Source organism: Salinicola corii, from assembly GCF_008298015.1.
Classification (GTDB): Bacteria; Pseudomonadota; Gammaproteobacteria; order Pseudomonadales; family Halomonadaceae; genus Salinicola; species Salinicola corii.
In genome coordinates this window covers 94780-112349 of record NZ_VTPX01000011.1, presented here as the reverse complement: position 1 = coordinate 112349, position 17570 = coordinate 94780, and the positions used below count along the sequence as shown (strand labels likewise).

Sequence of the window (17570 nt, the reverse complement as noted above, 5' to 3'; positions counted from 1 at the left end):
ACTGGCTTGGCACCTGGCGCGGCCGGCTCTTCTCATGGCGCCTGCTGGACGCGATCCCGACCGCGCTGCTTGGCATCGCGCATGCCCGCTTCGGCGCGCGCCAACATGGCTTCCGCGGACTCGCCATCGCGTCGCTCGGCGACACCAAGACTAACCGAGAACGACAGCCAATGGCCATGGAACTCCACCCGGGTCGAGGCGAAACGGCCACGCAACCTCTCCGCAATGGCGGCCGTCTCCTGCAAGGACTTGCCACTCAACAGCAACGCAAAGGCACCCTCCCCGAGCCGGCCAAAACTGAACCGCTCTCTCAGCATCGCCCGGCACATCTCACCGATACAACTAAGGACGAGGTCGCCCCCATCTCGCCCCCATTCCCGGTTGATATCGCCGAAGCGATCGACATCGAACACGATCAGCGTGAACCGGGCCCCGGCCTCTCCATTGGAGAGCGCGTGTCGCAACAACCCCATGAACGGCTCCCGATTGAGCGCAGAGGTGAGTTCGTCGGTCGCGGTGTAGGCATCCCACTGCAGGGACTGCCGCCGCCGCTGGGTGACATCCCTGGCAACGGCAACCCAACCCGGCATGGCCGAGGGCTCCGATGCCGGCGTCAATGCCATTGGATAGGGCGAAAAGTGAATCTCGAACCAGCGATAGGCGCCATCTCTATGCCTCAGACGCAACTCCACGAGGGACGAACTCGCGTTAGCGGCTCCCTCGACCAGCAATCGTCGTATCCGAGAACCATCCTCGGGTGCCATCAGGGCAAACAATGATGATGAGAGTAGCGACTCGCTGCCAACGCCGAGCGCCCCTTGCGTGTCACCGGCGGCGTAGTGGCAGTCGAGATCCTCGTCGAGCGCCAGGAATACGTCGCCGCAGTGATCGAGAAGAGGCTGAAGAGGCGGGCCGTCGCGTTCCCTGACGGCCTCGACGCGTGGCAGCAACAGACCAACGAGGGCAGCGACCGCACCACTCGCGTCACGTTGAATGTTGACGCTGTCATCGATCGTGCACCGAGAACCATCCGGCCTCTCGATGACGTATGACAGCCGTATCGCAAGATTCCCCTGCGTCAGGGCCTGCTGAAGCTGCTCCAGCACCGACAACCGCTCGGATTCGGGGATCTGCGCCAGCCACAGTTCAGGCCGGGAACGATGATCATTCACCGGCCGGTGGCTCAATGTACAGATGGAATCGCCGACGAAGCGTAGCTCTCCCAACCACCAGGCCGAGTCGGTGACATAAGCCGTGCCTGGCAGCGCCTGTAGCCAATCTTGCGCTTCCGCGCCCAAGCTTCCATCGTCATGCACGAAGGCATCCAGTGGATCCATGCACTCCGGCCTCATGTAGCCGCAGAGATGTTTCCAGGCGGCTGGGTGGTATAAGGGATAGCGCTAGCGGGAGCCAACGCGACGTCGGGCGGAAACGTGAGAAGCAGACCTGCTCTCGTCGGATGACGCCTCCCCTTCATCCCGAACATCGTCCTCACGCTCGCTCGCCTGTCCCGACTGACGATGAAGACAGGCGCTCGCGAGTTGACTCAGCTCATCGCGGGTCAATTCGACACGTTGTATTCCTGCCTGCTCCTGCCAGATCACGAAAATTACCGGCACCGCGCGTGACTGGTCGACGCCAACGATTCGTCCGCGACGCGGTTCCCCGGGCTCTTGTATCGTTTCGCCAATCAGGCGATGTGCATTGATGATGGTGTCCTGCATGACGCCGCCAACCTCGGTGCGTGGTGAAAAAATGAACATCTTCAGACTTACACTAGAAGCGACGGGCGAGTATGTCCAAGACCATCGACATGAAGGGCAGCATAAAGCCTTCTATCGACGCTGGATCGAACGACTTGAGTGCAAAATTGGGGGTACTTCCATTCCTAGGCTGCCGGTCGAGTGCGCCTCGAGCCAGACAAGGCCGGGATCGGCCGGGATCGGCCGGTACTCTGAAAGAAGTGGGTACGAAAAGATGAGGGGCGGCAGAGTCTCTGCCCCCCCTCGTCATTGTCATGCGGCAAGCCGGGCCGCTGCGGCGCCGAAATTACAGGAGCTCGATCATCCAGTAGCCCGACATCCGCAGTTACCGCATCTTGGCCTCAGCTCACGGCCTGCATGGCCAGCGCCGTGTCCAGCATGCGATTGGAGAAGCCCCACTCGTTGTCGTACCACGCCATGACCTTGACCAGACGACCGTTCACACGGGTGTGGTTGGCATCGAAGGTGGACGAGTTGGGATCGTGATTGAAGTCGATCGAGACCAGCGGCTGCGAGTTCACCGCCAGCACCGGTGAGTTGGCCGCCGCCTTAGTGACGATCTCGTTGATCTCTTCCTTGGTCGTATCCCGTCCCGCGGTGAAGGTCAGGTCGACCAGCGACACATTGATCACCGGCACGCGAACCGCGAGACCATCGAGCTTGCCGTTCAGTTCCGGCAGAACCAGCCCGACGGCCGCCGCCGCCCCGGTCTTGGTCGGAATCATCGACTGCGTGGCGCTACGAGCGCGGTACGGATCCTTGTGATAGACATCGGACAGATTCTGATCGTTGGTATAGGCATGGACCGTAGTCATCAGACCATTCTCGATACCCACGGTGTCCTGCAGCGCCTTGGCGACCGGCGCCAGGCAGTTGGTGGTACACGAGGCGTTGGATACCACCCGGTGCTCCACCTTCAGCGTACCTTCGTTGACGCCGAACACGATGGTCGCGTCGGCATCACCGCTCGGCGCGGAGATCAGTACGCGCTCGGCACCAGCCTCAATGTGCTTGGCAGCGGCATCCCGCTTTGTGAATAGGCCAGTGCACTCCATCACCAGGTCGACGTTCAGCGATTTCCATGGCAACTGGGCCGGATCGCGTTCGGAAAGAATGCGGATGCTATCTCCGTCTACGCTCAGAGTATCGCTATCGTGAGTGACATCGAATCCGAAATGCCCATGCACGCTGTCATGGCGAAGCAGGTGGGCGTTGAGCGACGGGTCGCCGAGATCGTTGATGGCGACGACTTCGATCCGATCCCGGTAGCCGTTCTCGTACATGGCACGAAGTACGTTCCGGCCAATGCGACCGAATCCGTTGATGGCGACACGCAATGTCATGGTGCTCTCCTTTTGATGGCGTGACTGAGACGCTGAAGTTGGCGTAATCGAGACGTTGAGTCGGCCGGGTAACGAGCCTGCGCTGCATCCCGGCGCTGCATCGGATCGAACGAAAAGATTAGATCGCCGCAGAACTGGTGAATAGCCTAGTACGTAGTCTAGAACATCGTCGCATGAAAAAATATTACCCCAAAAGCCTAATACCAAAGGCTCATTCGCGAACATGCGAGATATTTTTTGGTAAGTTTACCAAATAAACCTGACAGCTCGATGAGGCACTCCATGACACTCGACCCCACTCTGGACCGTGTAACGAGGCGCATCGAAGAGCGCTCCGCCGACCGACGCCACCTCTACGAAGAGCGGATGCAACAACAGCATCGCCGCGGCGTCCACCGCGCGGAACTCTCCTGCGGCAACCTGGCCCACGGCTTCGCCGCATGCAACGCTGGCGACAAGAACAGCCTGAAGCTGATGAACAGCGCCAATATCGGCATCGTCTCTTCCTATAACGACATGCTGTCGGCCCATCAGCCGCTCGAACACTTCCCCGAACTGATCAAGGAAGCCGCCCGCGGCATGGGAGGCACGGCGCAGTTCGCTGGCGGCGTGCCGGCCATGTGCGACGGCGTCACTCAGGGTCAGCCCGGCATGGAGCTATCGCTGTTTTCCCGCGATGTCATCGCCATGTCGACGGCGGTGGCGATGTCGCACAACATGTTCGATGGCGCACTCTATCTCGGAGTGTGTGACAAGATCGTGCCGGGCCTGTTCATCGGCGCCGCGCGTTTTGGTCATTTGCCCGCGATATTCGTGCCGGCCGGCCCGATGCCAAGCGGGCTGCCCAATGCCGAGAAGTCGCGGATCCGCCAGCTCTACGCCGAGGGCAAGGTTGGCCGTGATGCACTGCTGGAAGCGGAGTCCGATTCCTACCATAGCGCAGGCACCTGCACCTTCTATGGCACCGCCAATTCCAACCAGCTGATGCTCGAGATGATGGGCCTGCACATGCCGGGCACCTCGTTCGTCAATCCTGGCACCCCGCTGCGCGACGCCATCACTCGCTTCAGCACCGAGCAGGTGATCCGCTTGAGCGACCAAGGCGGCGACTATCATCCGTTCTACCAGCAGATCGATGCTCACGCCATCGTCAACGCCATGGTCGGACTGCTCACCTCGGGCGGGTCGACCAACCATACCCTGCACCTGGTGGCGATGGCCGCGTCCGTGGGTCTGACCATCACCTGGGACGACTTTGCCGAGCTGTCGACGGTCGTACCCGGGCTGACCCGGATTTACCCCAACGGCCAGGCCGACGTGAACCACTTCCACGCCGCCGGCGGCGTCAGCTTCCTGGTGCGGCAGCTGCTCTCGGCGGGCCTGATGCATGCCGACGTGCGCACGGCCTTCGGCACCGACATGACCGCTTATACCCAGGAGCCGTTCCTGGAGGGGGACCGGTTGGTCTGGCGCGAGGGCACGCAGCAGAGTCTCGACGAAGAGGTGCTGCGGCCGATCAGCCGGCCGTTCTCCGCCACCGGGGGGCTGGCGGTGCTAGACGGCAACCTGGGGCGCGGCGTGATCAAGGTCTCCGCGGTCAAGCCCGAGTTTCGCCGGGTCGAGGCACCGGTGCGCATCTTCGACGACCAGAGTCAGGTCAAGGCGGCGTTCGAAAGCGGCGAGCTGGATCGCGACGTCATCGTCGTGGTGCGCTTCCAGGGCCCCCGCGCCAACGGCATGCCGGAGCTGCACCAATTGACCCCTTTCCTGGGCGTGCTGCAGGATCGCGGGCACAAGGTCGCACTGGTCACCGATGGGCGAATGTCAGGTGCCTCTGGTAAGGTACCGGCGGCCATCCACATCACCCCGGAGGCGGTCGACTCGGGCCCCATCGCCTATCTGCGCGACGGCGACCGGGTGCTACTCGACCCCGACAATGGCGTGCTGGAGGCGCTGGTCGATGCCAAAACCTGGGCGCAACGCGAACCGGCGTCCTGCGACCTGGATCACTATCATCAGGGAATGGGCCGCGAACTGTTCGCCGGTTTCCGCCACCTGGTCGGCGGTGCCGAGGAAGGCGCGGCAACCTTTGGCGGCTTCGACGCCGCCGACTTGCCCGGAGGGCACACATGACGACTCCCGCCCTGATCGGCGACATTGGCGGAACCAACGCACGCTTTGCACTGGTCATGCCCGGCAGCGTCGAGCTTCAATCGATCGAGACGCTGCCTTGCGCGCGCTACGCCGGTCTGGTCGAAGCCATTCAAGCCTATCTCAAACAGGTCGGTGCCGAAGCGCCCCGCGAGGCTTGCCTGGCCTTCGCCTGCCCGGTTCACGAAGACTGGGTCAAAATGACCAACAACGACTGGGCCTTCTCCAAGAAGGCAGTCGCCCACGAACTGGGGTTGTCGAACTTCAAGGTCATCAACGATTTCACCGCCCAGGCGCTGGGTATTCCCCATATCGAAGAGAAGGATCTGGTCAAGGTCGGTGAAGGCGAGGCCGAGGCCCGCCGTCCCCGCCTGATCATCGGCCCTGGGACCGGGCTTGGCGTGGCCGGGCTGATCCCCAGCCAACGCCACTGGATCCCGCTAACCACGGAAGGTGGCCATGCTACTTTCGCCCCGACCGACCAGCGGGAGCGACAGTTGCTCGATTATTTTAGTGCCCGTTATGGACGCGTCTCGGTCGAGCGCCTGCTGTGTGGCCAGGGCCTGCTCGACCTCTATCTCGGCCACGCCGCCCTGCTCAACGTCACTGCCCACTACAACACCCCGGCGGAAGTGACCGGCGCGGCGCGGGCCGGCGATCGCGTCGCCCGCGAGACGCTGCTGCGCTTCATCAAGATTCTCGGCGCCTGTGCCGGCGATGCCGCACTCACCCTCGGCGCCCTGGGCGGTGTCTATCTCTGTGGCGGCATCACGCCGCGCCTGATCGAATGGCTCCCGCGCAGCGACTTCCGGCGCGCCTTTGCCGACAAGGGCCGCCTGAGCGCCTACAATGCCGGCATTCCCACCTGGGTAGTGACGGCGCCCTGGACCGGACTGCTGGGGGCGGCGGAAGCCCTGCACAACGAGGAGGTGACATGATTCCCGATACGCTGCGGCAGTTGGTCGACGCGACCGACGGTCAGCGGGAAGCCGACTGGCAAGGCCGGCGCCTACTGCTGATCAATGCCGACTGGGGCGAACTGGCGATCTCGCTGCAAGGCGCCCAGGTTCTCCACTTTTTACCTTTCGCCCCCGAAGCCGGGCGAGCCGCAGGCGCCCGACCGGCGACCGGCACGGAGGATGGCTGGCTGTGGGTCACGCCGACGCCGCAGCCGATGCCGGGCGCCATTCGCGGCGGGATTCCGTTGTGCTGGCCGTGGTTCGCCGATGAATCGCCCGATGGCAAGGGTCCTATGCATGGCCCTGCCCGCACGGCGGCGTGGCGCGTCGAGGCCGTCGACGACAGCGTCTCCGGTAGCGGCGTCGAGATCCACCTCTCCCCGGAACAGCGGCTGCACGACCAACTCGTTCCCAATGCTGTGGTTCATGCCAACGGCCAGCGCCTGAGCGTCGAACTGATGACGCGCCATACCGGCACTACCCCGGTCAAGCTGACGGGTGCGTTGCATACGTACTTCGCCGTCGCCGATACCCACCAGTGTCGTGTCGAGGGGTTGGCCGGCGCACGCTATCTGGACAAGCTCGAGCACTTCGCCGAGCACCATCAGCAGGGCGAGCTCGGTATTCGCGGTTCGCTCGACCGCATCTACCAGTCGAATCGCCCGGTGATCCTCGATGATGGGCAGCGCCGGCTCGCGATCTCCAAACAGGGCAGCGATTCCACCGTGGTCTGGCATCCCGGCGACGATCTACCCAGCGATACCCCAGCCACTGCGGGGATGCGCTTTCTGTGCGTCGAGACCGCCTGTACGCGGGTCGACCCGGTCTGGCTGGTACCGGACGGTCAACACCTGCTCTCCACCACGATCGGGCGGGAGGCGACATCGGCGTGAGCGACGATCTGGTTTTCGACTCGCCCTTCATTCTGGGCATGATGCGTCTCCAAGAACGGCCCGAATTCGACGACGTCGAAAAATTCGCCGACTGGCTGGAAGCCCGGGTGGACCAGGGTCTGCACTGGTTCGATCATGCCGACAGCTACGGCAATCACTTGGGCGAGCAGCGCTTCGGCGAGGCGCTCGCCCGCCGACCGTCGCTCAAGTCCAGGGTGAGGGTGGTGACCAAGGGCAATATCATCCTGCCGCATCGCGACACCTCGCCCTTCGGGGTCAAGCATTACGATACCTCCGAACGCCATCTCACCCAGGTCATCGACGACTCACTCTCGCGCCTCGGCGTCGACCGGCTCGACCATTTCCTGCTCCACCGCCCGGATCCATTGATGGATACCGAGGCGACGGCCCGAGCCCTGGACGATGCCATCGCGGCCGGCAAGGTCGGCGCGGTGGGTGTTTCCAACTTCCTGCCGGAACAGTGGCGTCGACTGCAGGCTGCCATGGGCAACCGGCTCGGCGTCCACCAGCTCGAGCTCTCGCTGGCGCATCCGGACGCCCTGTTCGACGGCTTCTACGACGCCATCCTGGCCGACGGTCTGGCGCCGATGGCCTGGTCGCCGTTAGGTGGCGGCTCGGTATTCGAGGATGTTCTCGGCACCGCGCTCTCGCGCCTCGCGGAACAGCTCAATTCGACCACGGCGGGATTGGCGTTGGCCTGGCTGCGGCGGCTACCCGGCAAACCGGTACCGGTGACCGGAACGTTGAATGAAAGGCGTATCGACAATTTGCTGCTGAGCAGTAATCTCGAACTCGATCGCCCGACGTGGTTCGCGCTGCTCGAGGAAGCACGCAGTCACCGAGTGCCGTGATGACGTTCGATGTGGCGCGACAGCACCGCATCCTCGATTCCTGTTCGACAAGAGAGTCGGTAACCCATGACCCCCATCATCGCCTTCGGCGAAGCCCTCGTCGACATGCTGTCCAGCCGCCTGGGCGACGACAGCGGCCCCGAGACCTTCACACCCTATGCCGGCGGCGCGCCGGCCAACGCCGTCGTGGCCTGTGCTCGCCAGGGTATCCCCAGTTTTTTCCTCGGCATGATCGGTGACGATCGCTTCGGCGACTTCCTGGTCGACGAACTGAACCGCTACGGTGTCGACACCCAACACGTGGTTCGGACCCGCGAAGCCCGCACTGCCCTGGCATTCGTCTCCCGTGACCGACTGGGAGAGCGCAAGTTCGACTTCTATCGCCCACCCGCCGCGGACCTGCTCTATCGCCGAGAGCACCTCCCGCCCGGCATCTTCACCGAGCCGGCCCTGGTCCACCTGTGCAGCAACAGCTTGACCGACGCGGCCATCGCCCGCACCACCCTCGACCTTGCCAGTATCGCCCGCCGCGGCGGCTGCCTGATCAGCGTCGATGTCAATCTTCGCGCGATGCTGTGGCCCCAGGGCAACATCGATATCGCCTTGGTCGAGCAGTTGCTCGAACGGGCCCATCTCATCAAGCTCTCCACCGAAGAGCTGGATACGCTTCGCGGCGATCGCAGTGCCGAGGAGTGGATCAGTGCCCGACTGGCCAAGGGCGCCCGATTGATCGTGATCACCGACGGCCCGGGGCCGGTGACCGCACATCTGGCGGACCGTCAGCTTCAGGCGGTACCTCCGAGCGTCCAGGCGGTAGATACCACCGCCGCTGGCGACGCCTTCATCGGCGGCCTGCTGGCGTCCCTGTCCCGAGCCGACGTGGCCTGCGAGGCGCTGGGCGAGTGGCTGGCCGACGATGCCAAGCTGAGTGAGGCGCTGACCTTCGCCTGTCGCTGCGGTGCCTTCGCGGCGACGCGACCCGGCGCATTCGTCTCGCTGCCGGGCACCTCAGACCTCGACGATCTCCCGACCTGACCCCTCCACCAGGGCGTGAAAGGCGCTCGCGGTGGAGGAAAGCTGCTGGTCGGCGCGGGTCACGACGCCGACTGGCCGCTCGATCACCGGGTCGGATAGCGCCAGACAGCGGACTCCCAGCGCCTCCATCTGGACGCGACACAGCGCCGGCACCGCGCTCACGCCCAATCCCTTGCCGACCAGTTGGCCCACCGTGGCCAACTGATGGCTCTCCAACTCCACCGGCAGCGTCATGCCGTGTCGCGACAGTTGCCGCTCCAGCATCACCCGCACCTGCGATGGCCGCTGCAGGGTAATGAAAGGATATGCCAGCAGCGCCGACCAGGTCGTCGACGCCTGCGCGGCGAGCGCCGACATCGGCGGCACCGCCGCCACGAAGCGATCACGGTGGATCGGGGTGAATGTCAGCGCCGGCTGCCGCGGCGGCTCGAAGGCGATTCCGAACTCCACGCGCTGGGCCAGCACCATCTCCACCACCTGTTCGTTGATCACGTCATGGATGGTGACGCTGATGCGCGGATAGCGCCGACGAAAGGCCGCGATCAGTGGCGGCAGGCAATTGGAGGCAAACGATGGCATGGCGGCGATCGCCAGATGCCCCTGCTGCAGATGGAAACGCCGCCTCATGGCGTCCTCGGCGTCGTCCCACTCGGCCAGCAACCGCCGCGCCAACGGCAGCAGCGCCTCGCCTTCGGGAGTGAGTCGCACCTGGCGCGTGGTGCGCGAGAACAACGCGCCACCGAGCTGCGACTCCAACGATTTCACCGCCAGACTCAGCGCCGACTGGGTCACGTGCAACCGCTCGCAGGCCTGGACGAAACTCAGTGTCTGCGCCACGGCAAGAAAGGCACGGAGCTGCTTGATGGTCATCAAAACGCCTCATTGATGAGAAAAACTCGACAATTATCGGCGAAAATAAATTTAATAACAGCGCGACGAGCGGTCATAGTCTATCCAGGACACAACAACAGAGGCTCGCCATGACCCAGCACGCCAGTACTGAGAAGACCCCCGCCGGGATGCGCGGCGGCAAATGCTTCGAGAGCGCGCAGACCGCGCTCGACGGCCTGATCGAGGATGGCATGACGATAGCCGTCGGCGGTTTCGGCCTGTGCGGCATCCCCGAATCGCTGATCGTTGCCCTGCGCGACACCGGCAAGAAAGACCTGACGGTGGCCAGCAACAACGCTGGCGTGGACGGTTTCGGCCTTGGCTTGCTGCTGGAGTCGCGCCAGATCCGCAAGATGCTCTCCTCCTACGTGGGCGAGAACAAGGAGTTCGAGCGCCAGTATCTCTCCGGCGAGCTCGAGCTGGAGTTCTGCCCCCAGGGTACCCTGGCCGAGCGCCTGCGCGCGGGCGGCGCCGGCATCGCTGCCTTCTTCACCAAGACCGGCTACGGCACCAAGATCGCCGAAGGCAAGGAAGTTCGCGAATTCGACGGCGAGCATTACGTCATGGAGCGCGGCCTGCCGGTCGATGTGGCGCTGGTCAAGGCTCAGGTTGCCGACAAGGCGGGCAATCTGCGCTTCAACAAGACAGCGCGCAACTTCAATCCGCTGGCCGCCATGGCCGGCAGGATCTGTGTCGCCGAGGTCGAGGAGATCGTCGAGACCGGCGCCATCGACCCTGACGACGTCCACCTGCCGGGCATTTTCGTGCACCGCATCGTGCATCACCCGACACCGGAAAAACGCATCGAGAAACGCACGCTCAGGGAGGGAAACTGAGATGCCCTGGAACAAGGAACAGATGGCGCAACGCGCCGCCGGCGAGCTGCGGGACGGCTTCTACGTCAACCTGGGAATTGGCCAGCCCACGCTGGTAGCGAACTACATTCCCAACGGCATGGAAGTGTGGCTGCAGTCGGAGAACGGGCTGCTCGGCATCGGCCCCTTCCCCACCGAGGAAACCGTCGACCCCGACCTGATCAACGCCGGCAAGCAGACCGTCACCGCCCTGCCCGGCTCGAGCTACTTCGACAACGCGGAGTCGTTCGCGATGATCCGTGGCGGCAAGATCAACCTGGCTATTCTGGGCGCCATGCAGGTCTCCGAACAGGGAGACCTCGCCAACTGGATGATCCCCGGCAAGATGGTCAAGGGCATGGGTGGCGCCATGGACCTGGTCGCCGGCGTGCAGCGCGTGGTGGTACTGATGAGCCACACCGCCAAGGGCGAGCACAAGATCCTGAAAGCGTGCAACCTGCCATTGACCGGTGTCAGGGTGGTCGATCGCATCATCACCGATCTCGGCGTGATGGACGTCACCGACGTGGGGCTGGCGCTGGTCGAACTGGCGCCCGATGTCACGATCGAGGAGATTCGCGAAGCCACCGGGTGCGAACTGATCGACCAGCGGGAGACGGCTCATGTCTGACCAAACGACAGCAGCGATGCGCGATGTGGTCATCATCGCGGCCACGCGCACACCAATCGGCACGTTCCAGGGGGGGCTTGCCAGTGTCCCCGCGGTGACCCTGGGAGCGACCGTCATTCGTCGCGTCCTCGAGGGCATCGACCCCGCTGGCGTCGACGAGGTGATCATGGGCAACGTACTGCGTGCCGGACTGGGCCAGAATACCGCGCGCCAGGCTTCCATCGAAGCCGGTCTGCCGGACAACGTGCCGGCGATGACGGTCGACAAGGTCTGCGGCTCCGGCCTCAAGGCCGTGCACCTGGCCGTCCAGGCGATCCGCTGCGGCGATGCCGAGACCATCGTGGCCGGCGGCATGGAGAGCATGAGCCTGGCGCCCTACGTGCTGCCCAAGGCCCGTACCGGACTGCGCATGGGCCACGCCGAGCTGCTCGACAGCATGATTCATGACGGCCTATGGGACGCCTTCAACGACTACCACATGGGTATTACCGCGGAGAACGTGGCCGAGCGGTGGAACATCTCCCGCCAGGATCAGGACGCCTACGCCGCGGAGTCCCAGCGGCGTGCCTCGGCAGCGCGGGAAGCCGGCCGTTTCGATGCCGAGATCACCCCAGTGAGCGTGCCTCAGAGACGCGGCGATTCCATCGTCATCGAACGTGACGAACAGCCGCGCGCTGGCGTCACCGCCGAGTCGCTGGGCAAGCTCAAGCCGGCCTTCTCCAAGACCGGCAGCGTCACCGCCGGCAACGCATCGTCGCTCAACGATGGCGCCGCCGCCCTGCTAGTCATGAGCGCCGAACGGGCCGCGAAACTCGGGCTTCCGGTCCTCGCCATCATTCGCGCCTACGCCAACGCCGCCGTCGACCCGGCGACCATGGGTATCGGCCCGGTGCCCGCCACCCGGCGCTGCCTGCGTCGAGCCGGCTGGACGATCGACGATCTGGATCTGATCGAGGCCAACGAGGCCTTCGCCGCCCAGACGCTGGCCGTGGCCAGGGATCTGGGGTGGAGCAATGACAAGGTCAACGTCAATGGCGGCGCCATCGCGCTGGGCCATCCCATCGGCGCTTCCGGTGCCCGAATTCTGGTGACGCTACTGCACGAGATGCAACGCCGCGATGCCCGGCGCGGCCTGGCGACGCTCTGCATCGGCGGCGGACAGGGGGTAGCCACGGCCATCGAACGAGACTGAATGCCCTCTCAGCAAGCGACAAGGTGCTTGTCAGGCGTCTTGCCGCTCGCGAGCCCCCCGTCTTAGCGCGCCGTCCACCCCAGGTCGATGGCCCAGTCCGCACCGGTGACGGCGGAAGCCTGATCGGAGGCGAGGTAGGCCACGACGCTGGCGACTTCCCCGGGCTCGATGAGGCGCTTGATGGCGGCCCCACTCAGCATGATCTTCTCGATGACGTCCGACTCATCCATCCGGTTGAGCGTCGCCTGATCGGCGATCTGGCGCTCCACCAGCGGCGTGCGCACGTAGGCCGGGCAGATCGCATTGGCGGTTATGCCATGCTCGCCGCCTTCCAGCGCGGCAGTTCGTGTCAGACCGATGAGCCCATGCTTGGCGCTGACGTAGGCCGATTTTCCCGGAGACGCCACATTGGCATGAATGGAGGCGATATTGATGATCCGCCCCCACCCCTTCTCGCGCATATGCGGCCAGCAGGCCTGGGTCAGCAGGAACGGCGCGGTCAACATCAGGTCGATGATCTTGCGCCACTTGTCCGGCGGGAACTGCTCGATATCGGCGACATGCTGAATCCCGGCGTTGTTGACCAGAATATCGACGCTGCCGAGGCGTTCCACCGCCGCCCCGATCACCCGGGCGCACTGCTCACCATCGGTGAGATCCGCCTCGAGGAAGGTGGCACCCACGGCCTCCGCCACGGCCTCGCCTGCCGGGTTGGCGTCGACTGCCATCACACGGATGCCCTGACCCGCGAGATTTTCCACTACCGCACGGCCGATACCGCTGGTCGTGCCGGTGACTACCGCCACTCGAGGACGTTCACTCATGCCATCGCTCCTGTCTTGGACGAGGGATTCCCTGATGCCACAGTGTGGAGCAGCCTGGGGACAAGGGGTATCCCTCGAAAGCAGTGAGCCATTCGAGCGAGTGGGGTCGCCTGGCTGTCGAGGCGCTCCCGGACCGACGACAGTCGCCCCAGGTGCTGGCCATCAGCGCCGACCCGCCCCGTGCCTCAGCGCGGATAGCGCTGCGTCGCCTCCTGGGTCAGGCGGGTGATGCCGGCCCAGTCCTCCTGGTCGATGAGCGATTTCGGCGCCATCCAGGAGCCGCCGATGCACATCACGTTGGGCAGCGCGAGGTAGTCGGCGGCATTGTCCACCGTCACCCCGCCGGTGGGACAGAACAGCGCCTCGGGCAACGGACCGCCAAAGGATTTGAGCGCCTTGGCACCACCGTTGGCTTCCGCCGGGAAGAACTTGAAGCGGCGATAGCCGTACTCCCAGCCGGTGACGACCTCGGAAACCGTGGCCACACCGGGCAACAGCGGCACGCTGCTGGCAGTGCCGTGCTCGAACAGCGCTGGCGTCGTGCCAGGCGTGACGACGAAATCGACACCGAGCTCCTCGCAGATTCGATATTGATCGACGCTCAGCACCGTGCCGGCACCCACCGTCACGTCGGGAAGCTGCTCCCGAATGCGCTTGATGGCATCGACCGCGCAGTCGGTGCGCAAGGTGATCTCGAGCACGTCGAGCCCACCGTCGACCAGCGCCTTGGCCAGCGGCACGGCATGCTCGAGACGTTCGATGACCAGCACCGGAATGATCGCCGTGGAGCGGCAGATTGCGTCGAGTCGGTCGGTCTGGGAAATCGGCAGTCGTGATTCGGATGGCATATCGGAATGGCTCCTTTGATGGGTACCCGGCCGTCGGGGCAGGCGGGGATGGCGCGTCAGGGCGCCCAGTAGAGGGTAAGCGGACAGGTCAGGAAGGCACGGATCGGCAGTTCGCGGACGTCATCCCCGCTGAGCGCCTGGGCCAGCACCGCTTTCTTGGCGTCGCCGACCAGATGCAGCGCGTGACGGCGGGCATCGTGAAGCCGGGCCGCGCTCAGGGTGATGCGAGGCTGGGGGACGCTGGGCGCCCGCACGGCCACGACGCTGTCGTCCGTGCTCAACGCCAGCGAGAGCTCGCCGCTGTCCGGAAACAGCGATGCGGTGTGACCGTCGTTGCCCATGCCGAGCACGACCAGACTGGCCGGCCAAGGCAGCGTCGCCAGACGGGCGGCGACCGTGGCCGCGCCCTGCTCCGGCGTGGGGTCGGAGGTGGTCAGCGAGTGAAAGGTCGCCGCGGCGGCCGGCCCTGTCAGCAGCGTTTCCCGGACCAGGCGCGCATTGCTGTCGGCGTGCTCCTCGGGCACCCAGCGCTCGTCGGCGAGGGTGACATCGACCCGCGACCACGCCACCGGCTGCTCGGCCAGCCGCCGGAAGAACGGCAGCGGGGTCGAACCGCCGGAGACGACCAGCAGCGCACGTGGCTGGCTGGCCAGGTCCTCGTTCAAGGCATGGGCGGCGGCGACGGCCAACTGCGCGCCGATCTGCTCGCGGGCGTTCTCAGTAGTCTTCATACCAGGAGCGACCATCCTGCGTGATCATCGCGATGGAGGCCACGGGCCCCCAGGAGCCGGCCGGATAGCGACGCGGCGGAATGTCCCGTTTCTCCCAGCCGGCGATCAGCTGATCGACCCACTTCCAGGCGTATTCCACCTCGTCGCGACGGACGAACAGGTACTGCTGACCCTTCATCACCTCGAGCAGCAGACGCTCGTAGGCATCCGGAATCCGCTCCTTGGGAAAGGCGTGGTTGAAGTCCAGGTGCAGCGGACCGGGACGCAGCCGCATGCCCTTGTCGAGACCGCCGTCCTTGGTCAACACCTGCAGCGCGATGCCCTCCTCCGGCTGGAGACGGATCACCAGCTTGTTGGCGGCGAGGTTGCGCTGGTCCGGATCGAAGATGTAGTGCGGCTGCTGACGGAAATGGATCACGATCTGCGACAGTTTCTCCGGCATGCGCTTGCCGGTACGCAGGTAGAACGGCACGCCGGCCCAGCGCCAGTTGGCGACTTCGAGCCGCATGGCGACGAAGGTTTCGGTGGTGCTGGAGGTATTGGCGTCCTCCTCCTCGAGATACCCCGGGACGCTCTCGCCTTCCATGGTGCCGGCGACATACTGCCCGCGGACCACGTGCCGGTTGAGATCCTCGCCCTCCAGCGGCTTGAGCGCCTTGAGCACCTTGACCTTCTCGTCGCGAATGGCATCCGCATCGAGATTGGCCGGCGGATCCATGGCCAGCATGGTCAATAGTTGCAGGAGATGGTTCTGAACCATGTCGCGCAGCTGGCCGGCCTTGTCGAAATAGCCCCAGCGCCCCTCGATCCCCACCTGCTCGGCCACGGTGATCTCGACGTGGGAGATCTGGCTCTGGTTCCACTGGTTGCCGAACATCGGGTTGGCGAAACGCAGCGCGATCAGGTTCTGGACCGTCTCCTTGCCCAGGTAGTGGTCCATGCGGTAGATCCGCGATTCAGGGAAGACCGCACCGATGGCGTCGTTGATCTCGTGGGAGGAGTCGAGGTCGTAGCCGATCGGCTTTTCGACCACGACCCGGGAGTCGCCGTCCAGGCTGCCGCTCTCCTGGAGATTGGCGCAGATCGCCCCGTAGATGCTGGCGGGCACCGCCAGATAGATGGTCAGCGGGCACTGGGAGTCCAGGCTCTCGGCGTGCCAGTCCCTGATCTTCTCGTAACCGTCGACGGTGTCGAAATCGAGCTGGGTGTAATCGAGCCGCGCCAGGAACCGGTCCAGGCAGGTCTGCTCAAGCTCCTTGGCCTTGACCCGCTTCTTGAGCATCCCCAGCACCGTGCTGCGGAAACTGTCGGCGTCGTGCTCTCGTCGTGCCAGCCCCAGAATCCGGGTGTCGGCCCCCAGAAGACCATCGCGATCCAGGTGATAGAGCGCCGGATAAAGCTTGCGCAGTGCCAGGTCGCCGAGCGCACCGAACAGAGCCAAATCCACGTTGGGCGTTGCCTCTCGAGTCATTGCCTCCCTCCACCAGAGTCGTTAATTTACGAACAAAATACGCCATGCGAATGGCTTTTGACATGCAACTTCGTAACTAAATTACCTCTACCGAAACCATTATATCGTGCCTCGCCGCCAGCGGGCGCATGCGGCCTCGACTCTCGCAGCTTGGCGCTGGTGTCGCCAGAGGCTAGGATGCAGGGCCTGTGTGACGAATCAATCATCATTCCGCCGCTAGGAGATGCCCCGCAATCATGGCAATGCACGATCTCATCGCCCGCATTCGTTCGCGGGTCGACGACCTGAATCGCTCGGAACGCAAGGTCGCCGACGTCATCCTCCAGGACCCCAATGCGGCGATTGGCATGAGCATAGCCACTCTGGCACAGGCTGCCACGGTGAGCGAACCCACGGTCAACCGCTTCTGTCGCAATTTCGAGACCAAGGGCTACCCGGACTTCAAGATCCAGTTGGCCCAGAGCCTGGCGGGCGGAACCCCTTACGTCAGCCGCAGCGTCGAGAGTGACGACGACGCCGCCGCCTATACCGACAAGATCATCGGCGCGACCATCGCTGCGCTGGACGAGATCCGTCGCGGCATCGACCCCAGGCGCATCGAACGCGTCGTCGACCATCTTTCCCAGGCGCGGCAGATCCACTTCTTCGCGCTGGGCGCATCGGCACCGGCGGCATTCGACGCCCAGAACAAGTTCTTTCGCTTCAACCTGCCGGTCGGCGCCTACAACGACGTACTGATGCAGCGGATGATCGCCGCGGCGTCCCATACCGGGGACGTCATCGTCGTCATCTCCTACACGGGCCGGACCCGCGACCTGGTCGAAGTGGCTCAGGTGGCTCGAGACGCCGGCGCGCTGGTCATCGGCATCACGCGCGATGGATCGCCGCTGGCCAACGTCTGCACCGACATCCTCCCGGTCGATCTACCGGAGGACACCGAAGTCTACATGCCGATGAGCTCGCGCATGATCCACATGGCGCTGATCGACGTCCTGGCGACGGGCGTGACGCTGCGCCGGGGCGAGTCCTTCCTGCCGCACCTAAGGACCATCAAGGAGAGCCTGCGACCGACCAAGTTCCCGCCGAAGGAGGCATGAGGCCGGCCGCTGTTC

At 64.5% G+C, this 17570-nt stretch carries 16 protein-coding genes; 9 read left to right on the top strand and 7 right to left on the bottom strand.

What is annotated here, in order from left to right:
• Positions 1-32: 32 nt before the first annotated feature.
• Together F0A16_RS17295 and gap are read right to left on the bottom strand one after the other, a co-directional pair.
• Complete coding sequence (locus F0A16_RS17295) at positions 33-1337, bottom strand: sensor domain-containing diguanylate cyclase (RefSeq protein WP_187776059.1); 1305 nt, start codon at positions 1335-1337, stop codon at positions 33-35.
• Positions 1338-2104: 767 nt separating this feature from the next.
• Positions 2105-3106 (bottom strand): type I glyceraldehyde-3-phosphate dehydrogenase, encoded by a 1002-nt coding sequence (gene gap / locus F0A16_RS17290; RefSeq protein ID WP_149436613.1) that lies wholly within the window; start codon positions 3104-3106, stop codon positions 2105-2107.
• Positions 3107-3388: 282 nt separating this feature from the next.
• On the opposite strand from gap, the gene edd reads away from it, so the two are divergent.
• The 5 genes from edd (at position 3389) to F0A16_RS17265 (ending at position 9016) form a co-directional block, all read left to right on the top strand.
• Positions 3389-5239 carry a phosphogluconate dehydratase gene (gene edd / locus F0A16_RS17285; RefSeq protein ID WP_149436612.1) on the top strand — a complete coding sequence of 617 codons (1851 nt, stop codon included), beginning with the start codon at positions 3389-3391 and terminating at the stop codon, positions 5237-5239.
• Entirely contained in the window at positions 5236-6195 is a 960-nt protein-coding gene (gene glk / locus F0A16_RS17280) for a glucokinase (protein WP_149436611.1), read from the top strand. Before edd ends, glk begins: the two co-directional genes overlap by 4 nt.
• The gene (locus F0A16_RS17275; protein ID WP_149436610.1) at positions 6192-7109 is read left to right on the top strand and encodes a D-hexose-6-phosphate mutarotase; all 918 of its coding nucleotides are present in this window, start codon (positions 6192-6194) and stop codon (positions 7107-7109) included. The genes glk and F0A16_RS17275 overlap by 4 nt, the downstream gene beginning before the upstream one ends.
• Positions 7106-7981 carry an aldo/keto reductase gene (locus tag F0A16_RS17270; protein ID WP_239023870.1) on the top strand — a complete coding sequence of 292 codons (876 nt, stop codon included), beginning with the start codon at positions 7106-7108 and terminating at the stop codon, positions 7979-7981. Before F0A16_RS17275 ends, F0A16_RS17270 begins: the two co-directional genes overlap by 4 nt.
• Before the next feature lie 66 nt (positions 7982-8047).
• On the top strand, positions 8048-9016 hold the full coding sequence (locus F0A16_RS17265; RefSeq protein WP_149436609.1) for a carbohydrate kinase family protein: 969 nt from the start codon (positions 8048-8050) through the stop codon (positions 9014-9016).
• On the opposite strand, the gene F0A16_RS17260 is transcribed toward F0A16_RS17265, so the two are convergent.
• Positions 8990-9886 carry a LysR family transcriptional regulator gene (locus F0A16_RS17260; RefSeq protein WP_149436608.1) on the bottom strand — a complete coding sequence of 299 codons (897 nt, stop codon included), beginning with the start codon at positions 9884-9886 and terminating at the stop codon, positions 8990-8992. The genes F0A16_RS17265 and F0A16_RS17260 overlap by 27 nt on opposite strands.
• Before the next feature lie 110 nt (positions 9887-9996).
• Here F0A16_RS17260 and F0A16_RS17255 point away from each other — a divergent pair, with 110 nt between their 5' ends.
• From F0A16_RS17255 to F0A16_RS17245, 3 genes are read left to right on the top strand one after another with little or no spacing between them, the layout of a single operon-like run.
• Positions 9997-10743, top strand: a complete 747-nt coding sequence (locus tag F0A16_RS17255) for a CoA transferase subunit A (protein WP_476748632.1) — start codon at positions 9997-9999, stop codon at positions 10741-10743.
• A 1-nt stretch (position 10744) separates the two neighbouring features.
• Positions 10745-11392, top strand: coding sequence for a CoA transferase subunit B (locus tag F0A16_RS17250; RefSeq protein WP_149436607.1), 648 nt, complete (start codon positions 10745-10747; stop codon positions 11390-11392).
• A gap of 16 nt (positions 11393-11408) precedes the next feature.
• Positions 11409-12584, top strand: coding sequence for an acetyl-CoA C-acetyltransferase (locus tag F0A16_RS17245; protein WP_149436634.1), 1176 nt, complete (start codon positions 11409-11411; stop codon positions 12582-12584).
• A gap of 62 nt (positions 12585-12646) precedes the next feature.
• Here the strand turns inward: F0A16_RS17245 and F0A16_RS17240 are convergent, their stop codons facing one another.
• From F0A16_RS17240 to zwf, 4 genes are all read right to left on the bottom strand, one after another.
• Positions 12647-13408, bottom strand: coding sequence for a 3-hydroxybutyrate dehydrogenase (locus F0A16_RS17240; RefSeq protein WP_149436606.1), 762 nt, complete (start codon positions 13406-13408; stop codon positions 12647-12649).
• Positions 13409-13593: 185 nt separating this feature from the next.
• Positions 13594-14256 (bottom strand): bifunctional 4-hydroxy-2-oxoglutarate aldolase/2-dehydro-3-deoxy-phosphogluconate aldolase, encoded by a 663-nt coding sequence (locus F0A16_RS17235; protein ID WP_149436605.1) that lies wholly within the window; start codon positions 14254-14256, stop codon positions 13594-13596.
• Between the two features lie 56 nt (positions 14257-14312).
• Positions 14313-14987, bottom strand: a complete 675-nt coding sequence (gene pgl, locus F0A16_RS17230) for a 6-phosphogluconolactonase (protein ID WP_149436604.1) — start codon at positions 14985-14987, stop codon at positions 14313-14315.
• Positions 14974-16458 (bottom strand): glucose-6-phosphate dehydrogenase, encoded by a 1485-nt coding sequence (gene zwf / locus F0A16_RS17225; protein WP_149436603.1) that lies wholly within the window; start codon positions 16456-16458, stop codon positions 14974-14976. Before zwf ends, pgl begins: the two co-directional genes overlap by 14 nt.
• A gap of 236 nt (positions 16459-16694) precedes the next feature.
• Here zwf and hexR point away from each other — a divergent pair, with 236 nt between their 5' ends.
• Positions 16695-17555 carry a transcriptional regulator HexR gene (gene hexR, locus F0A16_RS17220; protein ID WP_149436602.1) on the top strand — a complete coding sequence of 287 codons (861 nt, stop codon included), beginning with the start codon at positions 16695-16697 and terminating at the stop codon, positions 17553-17555.
• Positions 17556-17570: the final 15 nt, after the last annotated feature.

Bases quoted from the DNA above. Each gene is read 5' to 3' on its own strand.
- edd (WP_149436612.1), top strand. From the start codon at position 3,389: ATGACACTCGACCCCACTCTGGACCGTGTAACGAGGCGCATCGAAGAG.
- F0A16_RS17245 (WP_149436634.1), top strand. From the start codon at position 11,409: ATGCGCGATGTGGTCATCATCGCGGCCACGCGCACACCAATCGGCACG.
- F0A16_RS17235 (WP_149436605.1), bottom strand. From the start codon at position 14,256: ATGCCATCCGAATCACGACTGCCGATTTCCCAGACCGACCGACTCGAC.
- F0A16_RS17240 (WP_149436606.1), bottom strand. From the start codon at position 13,408: ATGAGTGAACGTCCTCGAGTGGCGGTAGTCACCGGCACGACCAGCGGT.
- zwf (WP_149436603.1), bottom strand. From the start codon at position 16,458: ATGACTCGAGAGGCAACGCCCAACGTGGATTTGGCTCTGTTCGGTGCG.
- pgl (WP_149436604.1), bottom strand. From the start codon at position 14,987: ATGAAGACTACTGAGAACGCCCGCGAGCAGATCGGCGCGCAGTTGGCC.
- F0A16_RS17265 (WP_149436609.1), top strand. From the start codon at position 8,048: ATGACCCCCATCATCGCCTTCGGCGAAGCCCTCGTCGACATGCTGTCC.
- F0A16_RS17295 (WP_187776059.1), bottom strand. From the start codon at position 1,337: ATGGATCCACTGGATGCCTTCGTGCATGACGATGGAAGCTTGGGCGCG.
- F0A16_RS17275 (WP_149436610.1), top strand. From the start codon at position 6,192: ATGATTCCCGATACGCTGCGGCAGTTGGTCGACGCGACCGACGGTCAG.
- F0A16_RS17255 (WP_476748632.1), top strand. From the start codon at position 9,997: ATGACCCAGCACGCCAGTACTGAGAAGACCCCCGCCGGGATGCGCGGC.
- gap (WP_149436613.1), bottom strand. From the start codon at position 3,106: ATGACATTGCGTGTCGCCATCAACGGATTCGGTCGCATTGGCCGGAAC.
- F0A16_RS17260 (WP_149436608.1), bottom strand. From the start codon at position 9,886: ATGACCATCAAGCAGCTCCGTGCCTTTCTTGCCGTGGCGCAGACACTG.
- F0A16_RS17250 (WP_149436607.1), top strand. From the start codon at position 10,745: ATGCCCTGGAACAAGGAACAGATGGCGCAACGCGCCGCCGGCGAGCTG.
- hexR (WP_149436602.1), top strand. From the start codon at position 16,695: ATGGCAATGCACGATCTCATCGCCCGCATTCGTTCGCGGGTCGACGAC.
- glk (WP_149436611.1), top strand. From the start codon at position 5,236: ATGACGACTCCCGCCCTGATCGGCGACATTGGCGGAACCAACGCACGC.